The sequence below is a fragment of the Rothia sp. P5766 genome, from assembly GCF_048513555.1.
In the GTDB taxonomy this organism is placed as follows: Bacteria; Actinomycetota; Actinomycetes; order Actinomycetales; family Micrococcaceae; genus Rothia.
In genome coordinates this window covers 15911-38005 of the sequence record NZ_JBLXXS010000018.1, presented here as the reverse complement: position 1 = coordinate 38005, position 22095 = coordinate 15911, and the positions used below count along the sequence as shown (strand labels likewise).

General features: G+C 55.2%; 19 protein-coding genes. 4 read left to right on the top strand and 15 right to left on the bottom strand.

What is annotated here, in order from left to right; all coding sequences use genetic code 11:
- Positions 1-187: 187 nt before the first annotated feature.
- Positions 188-1372 carry a GNAT family N-acetyltransferase gene (locus tag ACN08V_RS09540; RefSeq protein WP_419105380.1) on the bottom strand — a complete coding sequence of 395 codons (1185 nt, stop codon included), beginning with the start codon at positions 1370-1372 and terminating at the stop codon, positions 188-190.
- A gap of 21 nt (positions 1373-1393) precedes the next feature.
- Complete coding sequence (ispG, locus tag ACN08V_RS09535) at positions 1394-2557, bottom strand: flavodoxin-dependent (E)-4-hydroxy-3-methylbut-2-enyl-diphosphate synthase (protein ID WP_419100202.1); 1164 nt, start codon at positions 2555-2557, stop codon at positions 1394-1396.
- Positions 2558-2693: 136 nt separating this feature from the next.
- Here ispG and ACN08V_RS09530 point away from each other — a divergent pair, with 136 nt between their 5' ends.
- Positions 2694-3176 carry an MOSC domain-containing protein gene (locus tag ACN08V_RS09530; RefSeq protein ID WP_419105379.1) on the top strand — a complete coding sequence of 161 codons (483 nt, stop codon included), beginning with the start codon at positions 2694-2696 and terminating at the stop codon, positions 3174-3176.
- 61 nt (positions 3177-3237) lie between these two features.
- Here the strand turns inward: ACN08V_RS09530 and ACN08V_RS09525 are convergent, their stop codons facing one another.
- A complete protein-coding gene (locus tag ACN08V_RS09525) occupies positions 3238-4587 on the bottom strand; it encodes a M50 family metallopeptidase (protein ID WP_419105378.1) in 1350 nt (449 codons plus the stop codon).
- Positions 4588-5196: 609 nt separating this feature from the next.
- On the opposite strand from ACN08V_RS09525, the gene ACN08V_RS09520 reads away from it, so the two are divergent.
- The 3 genes from ACN08V_RS09520 (at position 5197) to pflA (ending at position 8572) form a co-directional block, all read left to right on the top strand.
- Entirely contained in the window at positions 5197-7317 is a 2121-nt protein-coding gene (locus tag ACN08V_RS09520; protein WP_419100205.1) for a pyruvate formate lyase family protein, read from the top strand.
- Positions 7318-7432: 115 nt separating this feature from the next.
- Positions 7433-7684, top strand: coding sequence for an autonomous glycyl radical cofactor GrcA2 (gene grcA2 / locus ACN08V_RS09515; protein WP_419100206.1), 252 nt, complete (start codon positions 7433-7435; stop codon positions 7682-7684).
- Positions 7685-7690: 6 nt separating this feature from the next.
- On the top strand, positions 7691-8572 hold the full coding sequence (gene pflA / locus ACN08V_RS09510; protein ID WP_419105377.1) for a pyruvate formate-lyase-activating protein: 882 nt from the start codon (positions 7691-7693) through the stop codon (positions 8570-8572).
- Between the two features lie 1245 nt (positions 8573-9817).
- Here pflA and dxr read toward each other — a convergent pair.
- The 12 genes from dxr to rpsB all read right to left on the bottom strand — a co-directional run bounded on the left by dxr (position 9818) and on the right by rpsB (position 21878).
- Positions 9818-11047 carry a 1-deoxy-D-xylulose-5-phosphate reductoisomerase gene (gene dxr / locus ACN08V_RS09505; protein WP_419105384.1) on the bottom strand — a complete coding sequence of 410 codons (1230 nt, stop codon included), beginning with the start codon at positions 11045-11047 and terminating at the stop codon, positions 9818-9820.
- Positions 11048-11138: 91 nt separating this feature from the next.
- Positions 11139-12137: an alpha/beta hydrolase gene (locus ACN08V_RS09500; protein ID WP_419105376.1), complete on the bottom strand. Its 999-nt coding sequence runs from the start codon at positions 12135-12137 to the stop codon at positions 11139-11141.
- A gap of 84 nt (positions 12138-12221) precedes the next feature.
- Positions 12222-14042 carry an ABC transporter ATP-binding protein gene (locus ACN08V_RS09495; RefSeq protein WP_419105375.1) on the bottom strand — a complete coding sequence of 607 codons (1821 nt, stop codon included), beginning with the start codon at positions 14040-14042 and terminating at the stop codon, positions 12222-12224.
- Between the two features lie 183 nt (positions 14043-14225).
- A complete protein-coding gene (locus ACN08V_RS09490) occupies positions 14226-14492 on the bottom strand; it encodes a GlsB/YeaQ/YmgE family stress response membrane protein (RefSeq protein WP_419100211.1) in 267 nt (88 codons plus the stop codon).
- Positions 14493-14675: 183 nt separating this feature from the next.
- The gene (locus ACN08V_RS09485; RefSeq protein ID WP_419100245.1) at positions 14676-16229 is read right to left on the bottom strand and encodes a cation acetate symporter; all 1554 of its coding nucleotides are present in this window, start codon (positions 16227-16229) and stop codon (positions 14676-14678) included.
- A 92-nt stretch (positions 16230-16321) separates the two neighbouring features.
- On the bottom strand, positions 16322-16696 hold the full coding sequence (locus tag ACN08V_RS09480) for a DUF485 domain-containing protein (protein ID WP_419100212.1): 375 nt from the start codon (positions 16694-16696) through the stop codon (positions 16322-16324).
- Positions 16697-16831: 135 nt separating this feature from the next.
- Entirely contained in the window at positions 16832-17473 is a 642-nt protein-coding gene (locus ACN08V_RS09475; protein ID WP_419105374.1) for a DivIVA domain-containing protein, read from the bottom strand.
- Between the two features lie 29 nt (positions 17474-17502).
- Positions 17503-18348, bottom strand: coding sequence for a phosphatidate cytidylyltransferase (locus ACN08V_RS09470; RefSeq protein WP_419105373.1), 846 nt, complete (start codon positions 18346-18348; stop codon positions 17503-17505).
- A gap of 6 nt (positions 18349-18354) precedes the next feature.
- The gene (frr, locus tag ACN08V_RS09465; RefSeq protein ID WP_419100215.1) at positions 18355-18912 is read right to left on the bottom strand and encodes a ribosome recycling factor; all 558 of its coding nucleotides are present in this window, start codon (positions 18910-18912) and stop codon (positions 18355-18357) included.
- 287 nt (positions 18913-19199) lie between these two features.
- Positions 19200-19940 (bottom strand): UMP kinase, encoded by a 741-nt coding sequence (pyrH, locus tag ACN08V_RS09460; RefSeq protein ID WP_419100216.1) that lies wholly within the window; start codon positions 19938-19940, stop codon positions 19200-19202.
- A 180-nt stretch (positions 19941-20120) separates the two neighbouring features.
- Complete coding sequence (tsf, locus tag ACN08V_RS09455) at positions 20121-20951, bottom strand: translation elongation factor Ts (RefSeq protein WP_419105372.1); 831 nt, start codon at positions 20949-20951, stop codon at positions 20121-20123.
- A gap of 114 nt (positions 20952-21065) precedes the next feature.
- Positions 21066-21878, bottom strand: a complete 813-nt coding sequence (rpsB, locus tag ACN08V_RS09450; RefSeq protein WP_419100218.1) for a 30S ribosomal protein S2 — start codon at positions 21876-21878, stop codon at positions 21066-21068.
- Between the last annotated feature and the right edge of the window lie 217 nt (positions 21879-22095).

Genomic DNA, 22095 nt, shown 5'->3' with positions numbered 1-22095 from the left:
GGGCAGGGCATACTCTCTACCAGCTTACCGCTTCTTGTGAAGCTAAGACATCTCTGCTACCGGGGGACCTGCCGGGCATCGATGGTGACCGGCTACCCCCAGTTGGTCTCTTCCACAGAAGCGAGCTCCGCTTTGTACAGAGGGTAGGCTACCGGGGCGGTTCTTGACGGATCGATCTGCGATCGCCTTAGAAAAGCACAGTAGAGAAAGTGCCTGTTTGCTGCCAGCCGGTGCTCCGGTAGAGAGCCCTGGCCGCACTGTTGTAATCGTTGACGTAGAGAGAAAGCTGGGGAAAACGCCGGCGAATTAGCTCTGCGCCCTGAGCTAGCAAGGTGGGGGCAAGACGGTGCCCCCTGTAGGCGGGGTGGAGCCACACGCCCTGAAGCTGGCAGATTGAACCGTGCGCCAACCCGATATCCGTCTTAAAAATAACGATATTCTCGGAGTTAACACCGACCACGGTGCGACCGGTTCGGGTGAGTTCATCAATGCGGTGGGCATACCCGGAAGGGTCCCGCGTCATGGGGTCATAGCCTACTTCTTGGGTGAACATGGCGATAGAGGCTCTGAGCAGGCTGGGCCTGTCATCGGTGCGGGCCCAGCGCACAGGCTCAATGATAGGTGGAGCGCCCAGCCGCGGGCGAGCCAGCGACTGTTCAGCAAGCGCTGTGAGGTCAGCGTCCACGGGGAGCTCAAGCAAGGGCTGGCTTTCGCGGATGCCGAAGGGGGTTGGCATGCGCCCAGCTAGGTGCCCCCATATACCCAAGACTGCTTGGCGGTGGCCGAAAATTGATGCAATTTTGCGGTTGTGCCGCCAAATATAGTGGGCAACCGTCTCGTAGTAGGGTTCCGGTAGCGAAAGCGGAACGCAGTTAGCTCCAAGCCAGAAAGCGCCCACTAGGCAATCTCTGGGTTCCGCTTCAGGCCCCTCCCCCGGGGCAAGTGTCTCAGCCAGTCCCGGCATGGGGGCCAGGTTCCGCTCAGCCGGGTCGCTAAAGTGCGCCCCAGCCGATCGGCTCACCCAGTCGCTGGTCTTGCCCAGCAGAGTATCTAGGGTGTTTCTGAGGCGTTCCGGAAGCGGCATCTCGATGCCACCGTACCCACCTCCTACTGCGGGTGGTGCCCCCTTGTAGCCGCTCTCTTTCCCGCTGGCATTTCGAGGCACAAAAATACCAATGAAGCCGCTGGGCGTTTTGCGCGAGGTCAATGCGCTCGGGGCAGGTAACCCAAAATGGTGGAGGTGTTCAGCAGCAAAGAGAAAACCCACCGGGTCTGAACTAATCATGGTTTCCAGTTCTACCCGGTCATCGAGGGTGAGGGGGCGGATTATGACATCATCGCTGATGCGCTGGAAGCGTGAAAAGAGAGACACGATGGGTTTCTTCTGAAGGCTTTAGGAGACTGAAACGGTCGGCTCGCCTGACAGGTCAATTTCGCCGCGGTCTTCCATCTCGCGGGCGATACGGTTGGCCTCTTCAATCAGGGTCTGAACGATCTCGTCTTCGGGAACGGTCTTGATGACTTCACCCTTAACAAAGATCTGGCCCTTACCGTTACCGGAGGCGACACCCAAGTCGGCTTCACGGGCTTCGCCGGGGCCGTTGACAATGCACCCCATGACGGCCACGCGCAGGGGAACTTTCATACCTTCAAGGCCCTTGGTGACGTTCTCGGCTAGTTCCCATACATTGACCTGGGCACGGCCACAGGAGGGGCAGGAAACAATATCAAGTTTGCGGGGGCGCAGGTTCAGGGACTCAAGAATCTGGGAGCCTACTTTGACCTCTTCAACGGGAGGCGCGGAGAGGGACACGCGAATGGTATCGCCAATGCCCTCGGAGAGCAGGGCACCAAAGGCTGTTGCCGATTTGATGGTTCCTTGGAAAGCTGGGCCTGCTTCGGTAACGCCTAGGTGTAGGGGCCAGTCACCAGCAGCTGCCAGCTGGCGGTAGGCCTCAACCATGATGACGGGGTCGTTGTGCTTAACTGAAATCTTGAAGTCCCGGAAGCCGTGTTCCTCAAAGAGGGAGGCTTCCCAGACAGCGGATTCCACCAGGGCTTCTGGGGTGGCTTTGCCGTACTTTTCGAGTAGGCGCTTATCGAGTGAGCCGGCATTAACACCGATACGGATTGAGGTACCGTGGTCCTTAGCGGCAGCAGCGATCTCCTTGACCTGATCATCAAATTTACGGATGTTGCCGGGGTTAACTCGGACGGCACCGCAACCGGCTTCGATAGCGGCAAAGACGTACTTGGGCTGGAAGTGGATATCGGCGATCACAGGAATCTGGGACTGCTTAGCGATAATGGGCAGGGCCTCTGCATCCTTATCGGTGGGGCAGGCTACGCGTACAATATCGCAACCGGTGGCCGTGAGTTCAGCAATCTGCTGAAGGGTGGCGCCGATATCGTGGGTCTTGGTGGTGGTCATGGACTGCACGGAGACCGGCGATTCTGACCCTACCCCTACGGAACCGACCTTGAACTGGCGGGTCTTACGGCGTGGTGCCAGAACGGGGGGTGGTGCGGCGGGCATTCCAAGAGCAACCGAGGTCAAGTTTTCCTCCAAAAGTTTCTTACACCTGCCGGTGGGCGCAGGCGTACAGTGTCATCCTCTATTGTGCACCAGTTAGGCCATATTTACTAAGACAGGCCGGGGACTCTTTCGACACAGCTCAGCTAGGATAAACCGTATGGGTACCACTGTGATGACCTTTTCTGCTAGGCCTCGGGTTCTTTCAACCAATATCGCTCAGCCATTTACCTTAGTTGGCAGAACCCCGCGTCAGACCGGTATTGGTAAGGTCGCTGTGAGTTCCCTCGATGTTTTTGCTCCCGACCCGAACTACGGCGATGGCTCCGGTGTTGCCGGTGATTTTATGGGTGATAGTAAGCACCACGGCGGGGCTGAAAAAGCTGTCTACCTTTATGCTCGTGAAGAATTGGATTACTGGGGTGAGCAGGCAGGAAGGAGCTACCCTAACGGCATGTTTGGCGAGAACGTCACAACTGAAGGCGTTAGCTGGTCTGAGATCTTGGTCAATCAGCGGTTCAGTGTTGGCTCTGCTGTACTTGAAGTCAGCTCCCCGCGCCAGCCCTGCAGAACTTTTGCTGACTGGCTGGGGCGTAAAGGGTGGGTTAAGACCTTTACTCAGCACGGTGACTGCGGCACCTAGGCCCGTGTGATTGAGCCGGGCACTATCAGGCCTGGAGATAGTATCGCATGCTCAGTCGAGCTTAGAAGAGGCTGATGGGTTTGAAGATATCGGCGGCCACCAGAATGACGGTCATAAGCAGGAAGGCACCGGCGACCACATAGGTCAGCGGCAGGAGCCTAACCGGGTCGAAGGGGCCGGGGTCTTTTCGACCCAGTAGCTTGGCGCTCTTGCGGCGCAAGCCCTCCCACAGGGCGCCCAGGACGTGCCCGCCATCCAGAGGTAGAAGCGGAATCAGGTTAAAGGCAAAGAGCATGAGGTTCATCTGGGCAATCAGCGACACCAGCGTGGCCGCCTTATCGCGCAGGCTAATTTCATCCTGCGCAGCAATATCACCAGCGATCCGGCCAACACCAACAACCGAAACCGGACTGTTTACATCACGATCCCCGTTGGTCACCAGAGTAACTGCCACACCGTAGACGCGGGCCGGAAGCTTAATCAGAGTTGCGCCAATACGTTCCAGGGACTGCCCAACTGTGGGGAGCACCTCCCCCACGGTGCCGGGGGTCAGCTCAGTAGCGGGGCTAATACCGATAAAGCCCACTTCCTGGGTTTTATAGCTACCGTCGGGGTTGGTCTGGTAAGTGCTGGTGAGCGGATCAACTACCGGGCGTTCAGTCAGCATGGGCGTGATAGTCAGCTCTAGCGTCTGGTCACCGCGCTGGACGGTTAGCGGGACTTCTTTCTCGGCCTTGCTACGGATCAGTTCAGTGAGCTGCTCCCAGCTGGTCACGCTCTGGCCAGCAAATTCGAGAATGGTGTCACCGGGCTTGAGACCTGCGGCACTAGCGGGCGCTAGCGGATCATCAGCCCCACACTCTGCGGAGTTAGCGCTCTTAGCCTTAGTAGCATCAAGGGTTTGGACGCAGTGCGAGACGCTTTGAATGCCGGTGGTTGGCTGGTAGGAACCAAAGCCCGTTACCAAAATTGTGGTAGCTACCAGCCCAATCAGCAGGTTCATGGCGGGGCCACCCAGCATAATAATGATGCGCTTGTAGACCGGAAGCTGGTAGAAGAGCCTGCCTTGGTCCTCGGGGCGGATGCGCTCAACATCAGCCTGGCGAGCTTGGCGGGCTAGCTGTTGCAGAGGGCTAGTTCCACCTGCCTGCCCCTCACTTTGCCCATCTTGACCGGGCGGGTACATGCCAATCATGGAGATGTAGCCACCCAGCGGTAGCGCTTTAAATCCGTATTCGGTTTCACCGCGTTTCCAAGAGAAGACCGTTTTGCCAAAGCCAATCATGTACTGGGGAACCCGTATACCAAAGAGCTTGGCGGGCACCAGGTGCCCCACCTCGTGGAGGGCAATAGAGAAGGCAATACCCAGGGCCATGAGCACTACGCCCACCAGGAAAAGCAAGATTGTCACGCACAACTCCTTGAAACCGGACGTCCGGCTAGAATCAGCCGGATTTAAAGATACAAGCCAGCGTACGCTAAGCCCATCCCAGCCGCCAGTTCAGACCTCTTGGAGTTTGCCCCTAAAACACGCCGGGCTTACTGTGCCCCCCATAGGGGCGCTAAGTGCTATGAGATATTCTGTGGCTACAAGACTGTTTGGGTAACAGCTCTCTCCCTCTCTCCCTCATCTTCTCCCCCCTGGCTACTCGACGAGGTCTCGGGTGCAGTAAAGATACGGCCACGACCCAGACTTTATAGGCTGGGCCCCACCCCGTCTTTGAGGTAGTTTCCACCCTTACTTTTAGGTCAAAAATGCCCTAACTTCACACTTGCGTTATATAACCGGTAATTATGCTTTCCCTAGGTCACACGCCCAGCAGCAAAAGCCCCCAGAAGCCACCCATAAATTTGACTTGACATGGGAAAACATCCTGAGCTATGCAGATTAAATATAATCAAGCATATTTTATGCAGATTTTATTTTTGCCGCACTTTAAGCCACAATCAAAGAGTGAAAGATCATCGAGCGCCCGCTCCCGTGCGCCCGCACCGTCACTTCTGACAAGGAGTACCATTTATGACCGCACAGGTTGAAGCTCCCGCCACCGCTGGAGTCTTTGTCAACGAACATTCTGCGAGCGCCTGGGAGGGTTTTGCACCCGGCCCCTGGCAGGACAGCATCGATGTGCGAGGGTTCATCTTCGCTAACTTCACCCCCTACGAGGGGGACTCCAGTTTCTTAGCTGGCCCCACCGAAAAGACCCTGCGTGTCTGGGACACTCTTGAAAAGAACTACCTCTCGGTAGAGCGCAAGAACCGTGTATACGACGTAGACACCAAGACCCCCGCCGAAATTGATGCTTTCCCCGCGGGCTACATCTCTGAGGACGACGATGTTGTCGTTGGTCTACAGACCGATGTTCCGCTCAAACGCGCCATGATGCCCAACGGCGGCTGGCGCATGGTTGAGACCGCTATCCGCGAAGCTGGCAAGGAACCCGATGAAAACATCAAGAAGATTTTCACCGAGTACCGCAAAACCCACAACGATGCCGTCTTTGATATCTACACCCCCCGCATTCGCGCGGCTCGCTCCTCGCACATCATCACCGGCCTGCCCGATGCCTACGGCCGTGGTCGCATCATCGGTGATTACCGCCGTGTAGCGCTCTACGGTGTCGATAACCTGATTGCCGATAAGGAACGCGCTAAGGACGCTGTAGCTGACCGTGGCTTCAGTGAGCACTGGGCTCGCTACCGCGAGGAACACTCAGAGCAGATTAAGGCTCTGAAACGTCTCAAGAAGATGGCAGCGCTCTACGGCTTCGATATTTCCCACCCTGCCCGCACCGCCCAGGAAGCCGTTCAATGGACCTACTTCGCCTACCTGGCATCGGTTAAGTCACAGGATGGCGCCGCCATGTCTATTGGTCGCCTCTCCGGCTTCCTAGATATCTACTTTGAGCGTGACCTAGCCGCTGGCCTGATTACCGAATCCGATGCTCAGGAAATGATTGATGCCCTGGTCATCAAGCTGCGTATCGTTCGCTTCCTACGCACCATCGACTACGATCAGATTTTCTCCGGCGACCCCTACTGGGCTACCTGGTCCGACGGTGGCTTCACCAGCGACGGCCGCACCCTGGTCACCAAAACCTCCTTCCGTCTGCTCCAAACCTTACGTAACCTGGGCCCCGCCCCAGAACCCAATATCACCATCTTCTGGGACGAGAATCTACCCGCCGGTTACAAGGAATTCTGCGCCGCTATCTCCATTGAGACCTCCTCCATCCAGTACGAGTCTGACCCCCAGATTCGTGAGCAGTGGGGCGACGACGTAGCCATTGCCTGCTGTGTCTCACCCATGAAGATTGGTAAGCAGATGCAGTTCTTCGGCGCTCGCGTCAACGCCGCTAAGGCTCTGCTCTACGCCATCAACGGTGGTCGCGATGAGATGACCGGCAAGCAGGTTGTTGAGGGCTACGAACCTGTCACCGGCGACGGCCCCCTGGACTTTGATGATGTCTGGCTCAAGTACGAAGAGATGCTGGACTGGGTCGTTGCCACCTACGTTGAGGCTCTGAACATCATTCACTACAGCCACGACAAGTATGCCTACGAGTCCATCGAAATGGCCCTGCATGACTCGGATATTATCCGTGCCATGGGTTGCGGTATCGCCGGTCTGTCCATCGTTGCTGATTCCCTGGCTGCTATCAAGTACGCCAAGGTCACCCCGGTTCGTGACGAAACTGGCCTGATTGTGGACTACATTACCGAAGGCGACTTCCCCACCTACGGTAACGACGATGACCGCGCCGATGATATCGCCGCAACCATCGTTCACACCGTGATGGAGAAGATTAAGGCTATCCCGCTCTATCGCGATGCTATCCCCACCCAGTCGGTTCTGACCATTACCTCTAACGTGGTCTACGGTAAGGCAACAGGTTCCTTCCCCTCTGGCCACCGTGCAGGTACCCCCTTCTCCCCCGGCGCCAACCCAGAGAACGGTATGGACACCCACGGCATGGTTGCCTCTATGCTCTCGGTCGGCAAGCTGGACTACGAGGACGCCCTGGACGGTATCTCCCTAACTAATACCATCACCCCCAACGGTCTTGGCCGCACCAAGGACGAGCAGGTAACCAACCTAGTTGGCATCCTCGATGCCGGCTTTATCCCCGAAGAAGACTAAAACTCAATAGATTTAGTGTCCCGGTCGAGGGGTGCCCGCCGATCCTGCACCAGCAGGTTGGCCCCCTCGACCGGGGCGGCAACCCTATCAACACCTCATCACTAAGGAGAAAACCATGGCTGTAAAGACCTACGAAGAGCGTCTGGCTTCTATGAAGGCAAATCGCGCCACCAAGACCGCCCCCAAGGGCCTCTACCACGCAAATATCAATGTTCTCAACCGCGAAACCCTTGAGGACGCAATGGAGAACCCCGATAACTACCCCAACCTGACCGTTCGCGTCTCGGGCTACGCGGTTAACTTTGTGCGCCTGACCCGCGAGCAGCAGCTAGACGTACTCTCACGCACCTTCCACCACGGGGCATAGGTTCCTATGTCTCTCGACGTCACACACGATGTCACCGATACCGCCGGCGAGCTAACTTTTGCTCCGCCGGCGGACCGGCATTCTGGGGCTGGAACCTGGGGCCTGGGTGAGATGACGGAGCTGGAGCGCTCTGCCCAGATTAAGCTCATGCGCGAGGGCCAGCTCGGTTCTATCCATTCCTGGGAACTGGTGACAGCTGTTGACGGCCCGGGCACCCGCATGACTATCTTCATGAACGGTTGCCCGCTCCGTTGCCTTTATTGCCATAACCCTGACACCTTCAAGATGAAGGACGGTCAGCCCATCATGGCCTCAGATCTGATGAAGAAGATTAAGCGCATGCGCAAAATCTTTAAAGCTACCGGTGGCGGTATTACTATCTCCGGGGGTGAGGTGCTCATGCAACGCCCCTTTGCTGAGAATATCCTCATGAGCGCCAAGTCTTTGGGTATTCATACCTGCATTGACACCTCCGGGTTCCTGGGTGCTCACGCAACAGACCAGTTCCTTGAAAACGTTGACCTGGTCTTACTCGATGTTAAATCTGGTTCTGAAGAGGTCTACCAGAAACTTACCGGAAGAGCTCTCCAACCCACTATTGACTTTGGGGATCGGCTCTCAGCGCTGGGTATTAAGACCTGGATTCGTTTTGTTCTGGTCCCCGGCTACACAGATGACCCGGACAATATCGAGAAGGTTGCCGATATCGTCTGCCGCTGGCGCAACATCGTGGAGCGGGTTGAGGTTCTGCCCTTCCACCAGATGGGCACCGACAAATGGGAGTCCCTGGGCTATGACTACCAGTTAGCCGATGTGAAGCCCCCCAGCCGCGAAGACACCGAAGCGGCCCGCGATATCTTCCGGGCACGCGGGCTCGCCGTCTACTAACCGTCTTTTGGGCATGAATGTTGCATAAAAAGAGCGTCACCCCTTTTTCGTTTTCAGAGGGAAGATAGGGGTGGGTTTTTATATGCGCATCGAATTAAACCATCATAATATTATTGCAAAAATTCTATAAAAATCTCTTGACTAGGATTCACCTCATCGCTTAGAATTTTAGGCACCTAACCCAAGCAGATTTCATAAAGAAATCTCCAAGCGTAAGGAAATTCTATGCACACCACGGCGAATTCCTTTCTCATTCTTTTACTCGCCCTGTCGTTGTCAACTCTTAGCATATCGCTGGCTAACGCTTCCTCTCTCACCTCAAGAAAAAAACAACGCTATTTACCAGAAAATAGTAAACTCAGGAACATCAAAAGACCCTCTGGATTCCCTGACGGTGGATGAGCGTCGATTTTTTGAAGACTTTACAGCAGTCGCCAGTGAAAATTCATCAAGTTTTATTGCCGCACCCTCCTTGATGAGAGCTACACCAATGTCCGGTTGTTGGAATGCATCAATTCGAGCCTATCAGAATAATGTATTCGGTAATCTTTTGTTTACGACGACGGTCGAGGGTAAATGGTGCTATGCAAGTGGCCGGATTACCAGTAGCACTGAAACTAACCATTGGGGGCAAACGCATATGCCGGGGTGGTTTCTCACAAGCTCAAAACCATCTTCAGGTATCTATGGGACAGTAAGCGCACGAATGGTAGCTAACAATTATTTCTCTTTTAGGCCACTTGGGTACGAATTACGGGGACACACTCAGTGTGCGAGGCTTATTGGGCACAATAAAGGTGTTAGTGTTGGTGATAATTCGTGTTCAGTCCAATTTTGATAAAATGATATGAATACAAATCATAAAATATTTTATCTTCTGTTGGGGTTCATTATCATTTTTCTTGTGATAGTTATCATCGGCTGGCCTTACGGTGAAGAAATATCGAAGGTCTTGTAATGAGAGTCGGAATCTTCCCCATAGTTTTTGTTCAAGTAATGAGTACCTCACGAGCTCGTATTCTTGCCCAGTTTTATGCATCGAGTACAGCGTCAAGAGCTAGCCAGGGGTTTCAACATTAGTGTTGATGCTCCCATACGACTCTCTAAAACCCAGGTAGGGCTCTGCAACCCACCAATAACTTATGCGATATGCATACTTTCAAGGTCGGCACCTGCTTTTTGCCTGGTGCCGACCCCGTTTTTGCAGGGTTTCTTCATATATACCAAGCCAGGTGTGGCAGAGAACTAATCGGTCAGAATCTCGTGGGCGCGGGTACGAGCCCAGCTCTCTGCGCCCAGGACTGCTTCAAGGGTCAGGGAGCCGCTTTCAGCGCACCAAGCTGACTGGGCATGCTCATCCAGCAGACGGCCGGCAGTCTCAATCATGTCGGTAAAACGAATTTTCCCGGCGTGGAAGGCTGCAACGGCCTCTTCATTAGCTGCGTTGAAAACAGCCGGGAAGGTACCGCCGCGCTTGCCTGCCTCTTTAATGATCTCTACAGCTGGGAAAGCTGTCTTATCCAGTGGCTCAAAGGTCCATTGGCTGGCCTGGGTCCAGTCGCAAGGCTGAGCCACACCAGGGATGCGGTGGGGCCAGGTCAGGCCCAGGGCAATCGGCAAGAGCATGGTCGGCGGTGAAGCCTGAGCAATGGTTGAGCCGTCCACAAACTGCACCATGGAATGAACGATGGACTGGCGGTGAACAGTCACATCGATACGGTCAAGGTCAATACCGAACAGGTGATGTGCTTCAAGAACCTCAAGAGCCTTATTGACCATAGACGCCGAATTAGTGGTAACAACCAGGCCCATATCCCAGGTTGGGTGAGCCAGGGCCTGGGCCGGAGTGACCTCCCGCAGTTGCTCGTAGCTCATACCCCGGAAAGGCCCGCCGCTGGCCGTGAGAATCAGTCGATCAATTTCGCGGTCGCTCCCGGCTGAAAGTGCCTGGGCGAGTGCCGAGTGCTCCGAATCTACCGGCACCATGGGTTGTTCCAGGGGTGAGGCATCAACGGCGGCTTTGACCAGCTCACCGCCAGCGATCAGCGACTCTTTATTAGCTAGGGCAACCTGAGAGCCAGCCGTCAGGGCGGCCAGGGTGGGCCTGAGCCCGATAGAGCCGGTAATACCGTTGAGCACTACATCGGCACCAGCTTCCGATGCCCGGGTAGCGGCATCCTGCCCCCATTCAATCTGCGGGGCGTAGCCCGGTGCAAGTGCTCCCAGAGCCTCACGCAGGGTGCGAGCAGCATCTTCCCCACCGCTTGTTGCCACCAGCTGAGGCCGCAGACGGGCAGCTTGCTCAGCCAGAGCAGCGACCGAACGCCCACCCGCGGCCAAAGCCTGCACACGAACCGGGGCACCGTCTGACCCGCTTTCAGCGCCCGCTAAAGCGTTGAGGTGGTCAATCACCTGTAGGCCCTGAGTTCCGATAGATCCGGTTGACCCCAGGAGGGTGACGGTACGCCCCTGCACCAGAAAATCTTTTAGCTGATCAGTGAGGGCCAAAGCTGAGCTTGGGTGGGACTGACTAGAACCAAATCGCATGGCTTCATTTTCTCACATACTAGTTTTCGAAAGAGGCTCTGAGCGCACTGAGCATGGATGAATAAAAATCACGGATGAGTTGGCTCTCAGGGAAAATCATGTCAGCCGCATGGTACATACCTTGCACCTGGTGAAATTTGCTCTCCACGCCGGCCTGCAATAAGCGCTGATGGTAGTCCCACCCTTCCGGGTAAAAAAGGTCCTGGTCACCGACACCTATCCAGGCTGGAGGGAGGCCAGCCAGGTTTTGCCTGCGCGCTGGTGCTGCATAGGCAGGCAGTGAGGGAGCTCCTGCCTGCCCACCAAGATAGGTGTTCCAGGCGATCTTATTATCCAGGGGGGTCCAGGCATAGGTGCCGCGCCCCTGCCTATCTGATCGGTCGGTAGTACGATCATCGAGCATGGGGTAAATCAAAGCCTGAAAGTTGAGAGGGTTGCCTGCGTCCAAGGCCCGCTGAGCTAAGGAGGCAGCCAGTCCCCCGCCTGCGCTCTGGCCGCATACAGCAATCAATGAAGGGTCAAAGCCATATTTCTGCCCTGAGGCCTGCAACCATTGCAAAGCCTTATAGCAGTCATCTAAGTCTGCTGGGAAAGGTGCCTCACCAGCGTTACGGTATTCAACGTTGAGGACGGGAACACCAAGATCTCGCGCCAGAGCACTAGCATAAGTCTGAGCAGGTCCCGCACTTGATAAAAGATGTCCGCCACCATGAATAAAGAGCACAGCACCTTCGGACTGACGCTGTGCAGGGAGGTTGAGAAAGGAGCTGAGGCTTACCCCAGCGGAAGACAGCTCAATCCGCTCAACTTTAACCCCCGCTACAGGTTGAGCTACCCGGAGGTAGTTGCGCTGGGGCTCAGGTAAGAGGTAGCCAAGACTTGCGTAGAAGCCCTGTAGGGGTGCCAGATAGAGCCGCGGGCCCCAGAACTGAGGGTTAACCTGTTTCTGTGCTTTCCGATGCCAGTAAGCACAGTGACCGGCGGTGGCAAGCCCCAAGACCAGCAAAAATTTTTTCATTCCCCTACCCCGTATCATGGAAGACGTCGCTCAGGCCCCCTGGCAGAGGTCTTAGGGCCTTCAGCAGGGACTATCTTTTTGATGCTACCCAATAATATCGAAGTTTTTTAGTTTCTTAGCTATGGTTTTACCTCCGCTGTTTTGCAACTCAAGTAGCTCTGCGTAGATACCTCCTGAAGCTGCTAGTTGGTCCGGACTGCCGATCTCATCGATCTGCCCATTCTTAAGTGTGACGATGCGGTCTACACGTGCAATAGTTGACAATCTGTGGGCAATGATAAGAGAAGTACGCCCCTGCATCAGCTCCTCCAGGCCCTTCTGCACAGCACGCTCGGCCTTGGTGTCCAGGGCGCTGGTTGCCTCATCAAGAATGAGGATGGGAGCATCTTTGAGGATTGCTCTAGCTATGGCTATCCGCTGTTTTTGCCCTCCTGAGAGCTTGAGTCCGCGCTCACCAATGAGCGAGTCGTAGCCATCGGCAAACTTGGTGATGAATTCGTGGGCATTGGCTTTGATAGCCGCCTCAATAATCTGTTCCCGGCTGGCCTGCGGCTGTGCGTAGGAAATGTTCTCGGCAATAGTGCCCGAGAACAGGGAGGGATCCTGAAAGACCATGCCGATCAAAGAACGAACCTGGGTCAGGTCACTGCCAGCGATATCCATACCGTCAACGGTCACCGAACCAGTACGGGGGTCATAGAGGCCTTCTAGGAGCGACATGAGCGTTGATTTACCGCCGCCGGATTCGCCCACGAACGCAATACGTTCACCGCGCTTGACGCTCAGGTCGATCTTGTGTAGCACATCCTCTTCGCCGTCATAGCCAAAGCTCACCTCTTCAAAGCGAACCAATTCCTGGCCCTCAGATGCAGTGATAGCCGCCGGCTGAGTGTATTCCGGTGCCCCCTCACGGGTAATTGCTAAAGCTCGGGGGTCCGATTCTCGTTCCATGACATCGAAGTAGTCCTTGGATCCGGTAATAGCTCGCTGGGCGCTATCAACGATCCAGGACAGAGAATTGATGGGAGCAACCGCCATAGCTAGAAGCTGAATGAGTAGCACCATGTCACCAATGGAAAAATCACCGGCCAGGGTCCGCAGGAAAATCAGCAGGTAGAGACCGAAAAAGATCAGGTTTAGAAAGCTCAGTCGGGCCACGTCCATGCTGTGCCAGAACCGGGATTGGGTGGCGGTCAAGCTGATGGTATCGCTAAAGAGAGTTTTAAAGCGAGTCAGTTCGCGCTCTTCCTGCCCAAATGATTTAACGACACGAATCTGACCGATGACCTCGGCAAAACGGCCTGATGCAAGATCAATTTTCTGGTTTTTCTGGCCCTCCCAGACCTGCCATTTGCTGCTGGTTTTACTGGTCAGCCAAAAGTAGACGGGGAAGATAAGAATGAGAAGCAATCCCAGTGGCCAGTAGTAGAGGGAGCTAATCACAATCACCGAAACTGTAGTAAGTACCAGGGAGATAAAGGTGTTCGACATGGTCTTGACGAACTGGGTGACCTCGGCAATAGAGCGGTTCAGGCGAGCGATGATAGTGCCGGTCAGTTCCGAGTCGAAATAGGGCAGGGGTAAAGAAAGAAGCTTCTCGTAGTAGCGCACCGAAAGTATGGTGCGCATGCGCTGGCTCATGATATCTCCCAGGTAACCTCCAAGGTTAGTGGTAAGTACACTCACCAGTTGAGCCGCTAGGTATGCCGCCGCCAACCAGACGATTATCGCCCCGGTTGTGGGTGCTGAGCCCTTAAGGTGATTGACTACGGTATCGGTTGCCCCGGAGATGATAAAGGGAGCAAGTAGTGAGGCCGCAGAGGTAAGAACCGCGCAGAGCACGATTCCCAGGAAGAAAGGCCAGAGTTCCCTGGTAGCTCCTATAATTCTGGTAATACTTTTCATGGCATGGCTCTTCCTTGTCTTGGTGGTGCACCACTACCCTAGCGCTGATACCGGTGATTTACTTGAGCTTGACCTGCCTTTTTGCTCACGCATCGGTAGGCTTCAAGCACAAAGAACCCGGTGGTATCCGTCGTCGGAAAACCACCGGGTTCTGCTTCAGGGGCTACCGCCCTCTCAAGTGTGCTACTTCTTAACTACTACCTTCTGGTAGATGAAGAGTACGATCAGCGCGCCAACGACTGCTGTAAAGACAGAGCCGAGGCTGAAGCCATTGACACCATCGGAAAGGAAGGGCAGGAAGCTACCCAGGAAGCCACCCAGCATAGCGCCCACGATACCGAGGGCGGTGGTGACGACAAAACCGCCACCTTGCTTACCGGGCATGATGAGCTTGGCAATTGCGCCAGCGATCAGACCGAGGACAATCCAGCTAATGATGGAAAGAATCATGTTACCTACTTCTATATTTTGCTTAGCGACTATGATCAGCCGCAAGGATAAGCATTACCTATTCTATATCAAATATCAAGATAAAAATAAGTAGGGTGATAGTGTTATTTACAACTATCCCAGCAGAAAAGTCCCGTCAGCGGTAAGCCAACGGGACTTTCAGCCTAAATCAAGCAGGTTAGGCTAGTGGTCAATAGCACCTTCGGCACCTACCCCGGTGAGAGAGCGAACTTCCATCTCAGCCTGGGTTGCAACATCTTCTTTCTCACCACCCAGCGACCCCAGGAAACCCAGCAGGAAGGCCGCAGGAATAGCGACAAGACCGGGGTTAGCCAGAGGGAACCAGGCAAAGTCGGCGGTAGGAATCATTGAAGTCTCAGCACCGGACATGACCGGGGAGAAGATAATCAGAACTACGGAGAGCCCAAGACCCCCATACATGGACCACAGAGCGCCACGAGTCTTGAAGCCTTTCCAGTAGAGGGAATAGACGATGGTCGGCAGGTTAGCAGAGGCAGCCACTGCGAAAGCAAGCGCCACCAGGAAGGCAACATTCTGCCCCTGGGCCCCAATACCACCGGCAATGGCCAGCAAGCCAATAACCACCACAGTCGTCTTAGCCACTCTGATTTCTTTGGCAGGATCAGACTGCCCCTTACATATAACGTTGGTGTAGATGTCGTGGGCGAAGGAGGCCGAGGCTGTAATAGCTAGACCAGCGACCACCGCGAGAATGGTAGCAAAAGCTACCGCCGCGATAACTCCCATCAGCAAGGAGCCACCTAACTCGTAGGCCATGAGCGGAGCCGCTGAATTCACGCCACCAGGAGCTGCCTTAATTGCCTCAGAACCAACGAGTGCAGCAGCGCCAAAGCCCAGCACCAAGGTAAAGAGGTAGAACAGACCGATCAGGGAGATAGCCCAGACCACTGATTTACGGGCCTCTTTAGCCGTGGGGACGGTGTAGAAGCGCATGAGCACGTGGGGCAGGCCAGCAGCGCCGAAGACCAGGGCCAGCGAAAGTGAAATGAAGTCCAGCTTGGTCAAATCGCTCTTACCGTATTTGAGGCCCGGTTCAAGCATCTTAGGGTTACCGGAGGCCTCAACAGCACCACCGAGCAGATCAGAGAGGTTGAACTTGTAGATACCCAGGATCCAGACGGTCATGACAGCAACGCCGCTAATCAAGAGGACAGCTTTAATGATCTGAACCCAGGTCGTACCCTTCATGCCACCGATGAGAACGTACACAATCATCAGGACACCCACAACGACGATGACCAGTGACTGACCGGCCTTGGAGCTAATACCCATCAGAAGAGACACGAGAGCGCCGGCGCCGGCCATCTGAGCCAGCAGATAGAAGAGGGTAACAGCGAGAGTCGAGATGCAGGCCGCGATACGGACCGGGCGCTGACGCAGACGGAAGGAAAGAACATCGGCCATGGTGAACTTGCCGGTATTGCGCAAGGGCTCAGCTACCAACAGGAGGGCTACCAGCCAAGCAACCAGGAACCCGATGGAGTATAGAAAGCCGTCATAGCCCTGGATAGCGATAGCACCAACAATACCCAGAAAGGAGGCTGCTGAAAGGTAGTCACCGGCGATAGCTAGGCCGTTTTGGGTGCCGCTAAAGGAACGTCCTCCAGCGTAGTAGTCGGCGGCAGTCTTATTGTTCTTAGAAGCTCTCAGAACCACCACCATAGTAATCAGTACGAAGCTGCCAAAGACAACCATATTAATCCAGGGAGTTCCAACCACCTGGGTGCTCGCTGCATCGGCGGCCTGCACGACGCCAGTTAGTGAAGAAGTCATTTGTTATATTCCCCTTACGATGCCTTGGTGTGGGCGTAATCGCCGGATTCAATATCCTTGCGTAGGCGGCTAGAGCGAGGGTCTAGTTTTGTGTTGGCAAAGACGATGTACAAAGCGGTAATTCCAAAAGTCGTCACGAACTGACAGAGGCCAAAGACAATGCCTACGTTGATGTTTCCAGCCAGCTTGGTTGCCATAAAACCGGGTGCGTAGACCGCCAAGATGACATAGAGCAGATACCAGACCAAAAAGGCCACGGTCATAGGGAAAACAAACGACCGGTGTGTTTTGCGTAGCTCCTTGAAGCTGTCACTGCTCTGAGCCGCCCTAAAGTCGACGTGTTCGGCATCGACAAGGGGCTGGCCAGATTCTGGTGATGAGTGGGCCATCACTACCTCCTTTGTGTAACTGAGAACACATTAGTATGTAATGTGGGTTACACACAAGTAGGCGGGTCAAAAAAGGCGGGCTCACCGAAATGTTTTCGGGTCGCCCGCCTTATGGCAGCTTAGTAGCTGATCTTTCTATAGGGTGTCCTGCAGATACTCAATGCAACGGTCCAAAAAAGCATCAACCTGCGTTTCTTCATAGCTGAGTTCGCCGGTAGCGGCTGTGAAAGAAACCGCACGAATATCGTCCGGTATTAGTTGATGCTGGCCTTTGAGATGCTCCATCAGCTGGTGGCACAAAGCATCAACATCTTTGACAAAATAGCCCTTGGTCAGCCGCTTGGAGGGCCGGCGGAACCGCTCGCCATCGGGCCTGCGTAACCGCCCCAGCAGAAGCAGGCGCAACTCCGCAATCGCATCGTTCCATGTAGTCTGCCCGTACTTCTGGATGTAGAGACGACGCTCCAACTCAGAGAATCGGTCTTCGACCCGGTCCAGCGCACGGTCCACCTCCGCGGGCAAGTATCCACCGGGTTCTGCTTCAAAGACAGCCCCGCGAATGGTCCGAGAGGTATTCACATCTTTGCTCAGCTGGGCACCGGTCAGCATGAGCTCATAGTCATCGGCAAGCCGAGTGAAGAAAGCGTCCACGCTAGCAGTGCGGTAGCCATTTTCTTTGGGTCCGACCAGAGTAAAAGCACTGTTCGACGCTTTTTTTGCAGCGGGTTTGGAATCCGCCTGCGGGGCAGCACTCTGTGCACGATGTTTCACTGTCATAACTCCCTATATCTGTCGAGCAAATGCTATTAGAAGAGGACGCCCAGCACCGAGAAAATGACATACCCGATAGCAATGGCAAAAACAATCGAATCGAGCCTGTCCATGACCCCACCGTGCCCCGGCAGGATATTCGACATGTCCTTGATACCAATTTCGCGTTTGACCATCGACTCGCCTAGATCGCCTGCAGTTGAGGCTATGACCAAAAAGAAAGCAACAATGAGCCCATACCACCAGGGTTCATCAATCAAGAAAGTGCAGAGAACCCCAACAACCATTGACCCAATCATGGAGCCGGCAAAGCCCTCCCAGGTCTTCTTGGGCGAAATTTTGGGAGCCATAGGGGTTTTACCCCATTTGACACCTGCGATATACCCCCAAGTGTCATTACCAATAGCCATGAGCAAGATCATGAAGACCTTTGCAGGCCCGGAGTCTTCCCGGTAGAGCAGGAGAGCAAGTGAAATCATGAAGGGCACCCAGGACATCACAAAGATGGAGCCCATGATCGACATAATCATGCCGTCGCGCTCCCCCACCAGCCGCCATGCAATCAAGATAAGGATAGAGGCAACAACCGTGAAAATAAGCCACTGCCCTCCCCCGTAGTAGGCGGCAAAGGGCATGAAGAAAGCGGTACCCACAGCGGGGATAATGGGTACGCCCATACCCCGCTTCTGATTGAGGCCGTTAGAAACCTCCCAGGTGCCTACTGCCCCTGCGCAAGCTGACGATACAACAAGAACAAGAGGGGAAATGAACAAGCCCACTGCTATAAGAGCGCCCATTACCAGGCCAACAGCGATAGCAGCGGGCAGGTTCCTACCGGCCTTTGAGGCCCGGGGCTGCTGTTCTTGAGATTGAACAGTCATACCGTTTTAGACCTCTAGCAGCTCAGCTTCCTTGCTCTTGAACAGGGCATCGATAAGGTCGGTGTGCTTCTTGGTCAGTGCGTCAAGCTCCTTTTCAGCGCGGCTGCCTTCGTCCTCACCGATTTCGCCGTCTTTGACGAGCTTATCCAGGGCGGTCTTGGCCTGGCGGCGGGCGTTACGAACGGCAACACGGCTGTCTTCGGCCTTGTGGTTTGCCAGCTTGATGTATTCCTTGCGACGGTCCTCAGTCATTTCAGGCATAACAACGCGTACAACGTTGCCGTCATTGGCGGGGTTGGCACCGAGGTCAGAGTCACGGATAGCCTTTTCGATAGCACCCATGGCGCTCTTATCGTAGGGGGTAATGAGAACAGTACGCGCTTCGGGGGTCTGGAAGGATGCGAGCTGCTGGAGGGGGGTGGGCGAACCGTAGTAATCAGCGGTTAGGTTGGCGAAGAGTGCGGGGTTGGCCCGGCCTGTGCGGATTGAGGCAAATTCGTTTTTGAGGGCCTCGACGGACTTGTCCATCTTCTCGCCAGCTTCTTGCAGGGTTTCTTCAACCATCTCGTGTGTCCTTTGATTGTGCCTAGCCTCCGTGGCTGGGCGCTTATATAGTCTCTTCCTAGTCTAGTGGGCATAAGCTAGAGGGAGCGAATTGCAGGGCGGGTATTTTTGGTTTTGCTTAAGGCAAGGGGCACCTGCTATCAAGCAGGTGCCCCCGTAGGTTGTGTTGGCTGGCCCCTATGCGGCCACCACCTTATGCGGTGACCAGGGTGCCGATTTCCTCGCCGAATGGAGTGCGCGGAAGCGGGTTGAGCTTGCAAGAGCGCACGGAATCATTCGAGGCCAACCTATGCGGTGACCAGGGTGCCGATTTGCTCGCCGAGAATGGCACGAGCCACATTGCCTTCACCCTGCATCCCAAAGACGCGCATGGTGACCTTGTTATCTTTGCAGAGGGAGAAGGCGGTCTGGTCCATCACCCGAATGTTGCGCAGCAGAGCTTCATCATAGGTGAGCTTGGAGAGACGCTCAGCAGCGGGGTCCTTCTTGGGGTCGGCGGTGTAGATACCATCCACACCGTTCTTAGCGACCAGAACCTCGTCAGCGTGGATTTCTAGTGCACGCTGAGCAGAGACGGTGTCGGTGGAGAAATAGGGCAGGCCTGCGCCGGCACCGAAGATGACCACGCGGTCTTTCTGCATGTGGCGGATGGCGCGACGGGGAATGTAGTTTTCTGCCACCTGCTGCATGGAAATTGCTGACTGAACGCGGGTATCGATGCCGGCCTGCTCCAAGAAATCCTGCAGGGCCAGGGAGTTCATAACTGTACCGAGCATACCGATGTTGTCAGCGCGAGAACGGTCCATGCCGGCTTCAGACAATTCAGCACCGCGGAAGAAGTTTCCGCCTCCCACAACAACCGCAACCTCAACCTTGCCGATAGTTGATGCAATCTGCTCTGCTATTCCGCGAACGACCTCGGTGGAAATACCAACTTCTCCGCCGCCAAAGACTTCGCCAGAGAGCTTAAGCAGGACGCGACGCCTACCGGTGTCGTCCTTGTGGATCTTGCTGGTTGCCTCTGTCATGAGGGCCCTCCCTGAAAATAGTCAAAATTTTTTTGCGGTACCCGGTTGGATACACGCTTTTCTTCTAGCATACGGCAAAGGGGAGCCTCCTTGCGGGGGCTCCCCTTTGTTCAGGGCATTTTTGGTGCTCAATCACATGCCCTTACAGGCTTAGGTTGGGGCACCGCCCGGTGGCGGGCTTTAGGCGCCGACGCGGAAACGCTCGAAAGCGGTTGCGCTTGCACCGTTTTCGGTCAGAACTGCAGCAACAGACTTGGATGAATCCTTGGCGAAGTCCTGGTCGAGCAGGGTGTTTTCCTTGTAGAAGGACTTGAGCTTACCTTCCACAATCTTGGGGATGATCTGCTCGGGCTTGCCTTCACCGCGAGCGGTTTCTTCGGCAACGCGCTTCTCAGCTTCGATGTCCTCAGCGGAGATGGAGTCTGAGTTGAGGTACTTGGGGCTCATAGCCGCAATGTGAACAGCGACGTCGTGAGCGACCTCGTCAGTGTTCTCACCGGAGACAGCCAGCAGAACGCCAACCTGCGCGGGCAGGTCCTTGGAGGTCTTGTGCAGGTAAACTGCTACGTTTTCACTTTCAACGCGTGCTACGCGACGAACAACGATCTTCTCTCCAAGCAGTGCGCCTGCTTCGGTGGTGAGCTCCTCAACGGTCTTACCCTCGAAAGAAGCTGCCTTAAGCTCATCCAGGGTAGAAGCGTTTGCTGCGATAGCGGCTTCGAGAACATCGTTACCGAACTTGATGAAAGGCTCGGACTTAGCAACGAAGTCGGTTTCTGAGTTAACTTCGATCATGAAGCCAACGCCGTTTTCAACGCGAGCGGCAACCAGGCCCTCAGCGGTGGCGCGGCCTTCGCGCTTGGTAACGCCTTTGAGGCCCTTAACGCGGATGATCTCCATTGCCTTCTGCTGGTCGCCGTTAGCCTCGTCGAGAGCCTTCTTGACGTCGAGCATGCCAGCGCCGGTCTTTTCGCGCAGAGCCTTGATGTCTGCTGCGGTGTAGTTCGCCATGTGAACTCCTTGGTGTTTGAACAGATTGGGATAAATCTATTGTCCCCGGGGGCCGGGGTGAAAGAACGGCACCCACCGAATGTGGGCGGGTGCCGTTATCTCTATGATGCTGTCTTACTTAGCTTCTTCAGCGGGAGCTTCAGCCTTGGTAGCTGATTCGTGCTGCTCCAGCAGTTCGCGTTCCCATTCAGCCATGGGCTCTTCGGAAGCGGTAGCTGACTTGCCGGCCTTCTTGTTTTCGCGTTCCAGCAGGCCTTCGGCAACTGCATCGGCGATAACGCGGGTCAGCAGGTTGACGGAGCGGATAGCGTCGTCGTTGCCGGGGATGGGGAAGGAAACCTCATCGGGGTCGCAGTTGGTATCCAGGATAGCTACAACGGGGATGCCGAGCTTCTTGGCTTCGTCAACAGCGAGGTGCTCCTTCTTGGTGTCTACGATCCAGACCAGGGAAGGAGCCTTGGTCAGGTTGCGGATACCACCGAGGGTCTTTTCCAGCTTCTCGTGTTCGCGACGCAGAAGGAGCAGTTCCTTCTTGGTGAACTGTGAGCCTGCGACATCATCGAAGTCGATCTGCTCAAGTTCCTTCATGCGGTCGATACGCTTTGAAACGGTGGCAAAGTTGGTGAGCATACCACCGAGCCAGCGGTGGTTAACGTAGGGCATGTTCACGCGGGTAGCCTGTTCAGCGATGGCTTCCTGAGCCTGCTTCTTGGTACCAACGAACAGAACGGTGCCGCCGTGGGCAACGGTTGCCTTAACAGCTTCGTATGCCTGGTCGATGAATGCTAGTGACTGCTGCAGGTCGATGATGTAGATGCCGTTGCGCTCGGTGAAGATGAAGCGCTTCATCTTGGGGTTCCAGCGACGGGTCTGGTGACCAAAGTGGACACCTGAATCGAGAAGCTGGCGCATAGTTACGACGGGCATGTCGTCTCCTTATATTGAGGTAAGTGCCGGGCGGGCCCCTGATTCCAGGCTAACCGCGCACCGTGCATAGTAGTTATCGGTTTACATGTGGAGCCTATGAGGCTCTTGCCTCGCTCCCCTGGTAACGCCCCGATTCAGCCGCTGGAGCGGCGGCTGATTCTCGGACCTTCACCGACCCATGAGGGCCGGACCGAAAGTTCCTTATCAACTCGGGTGA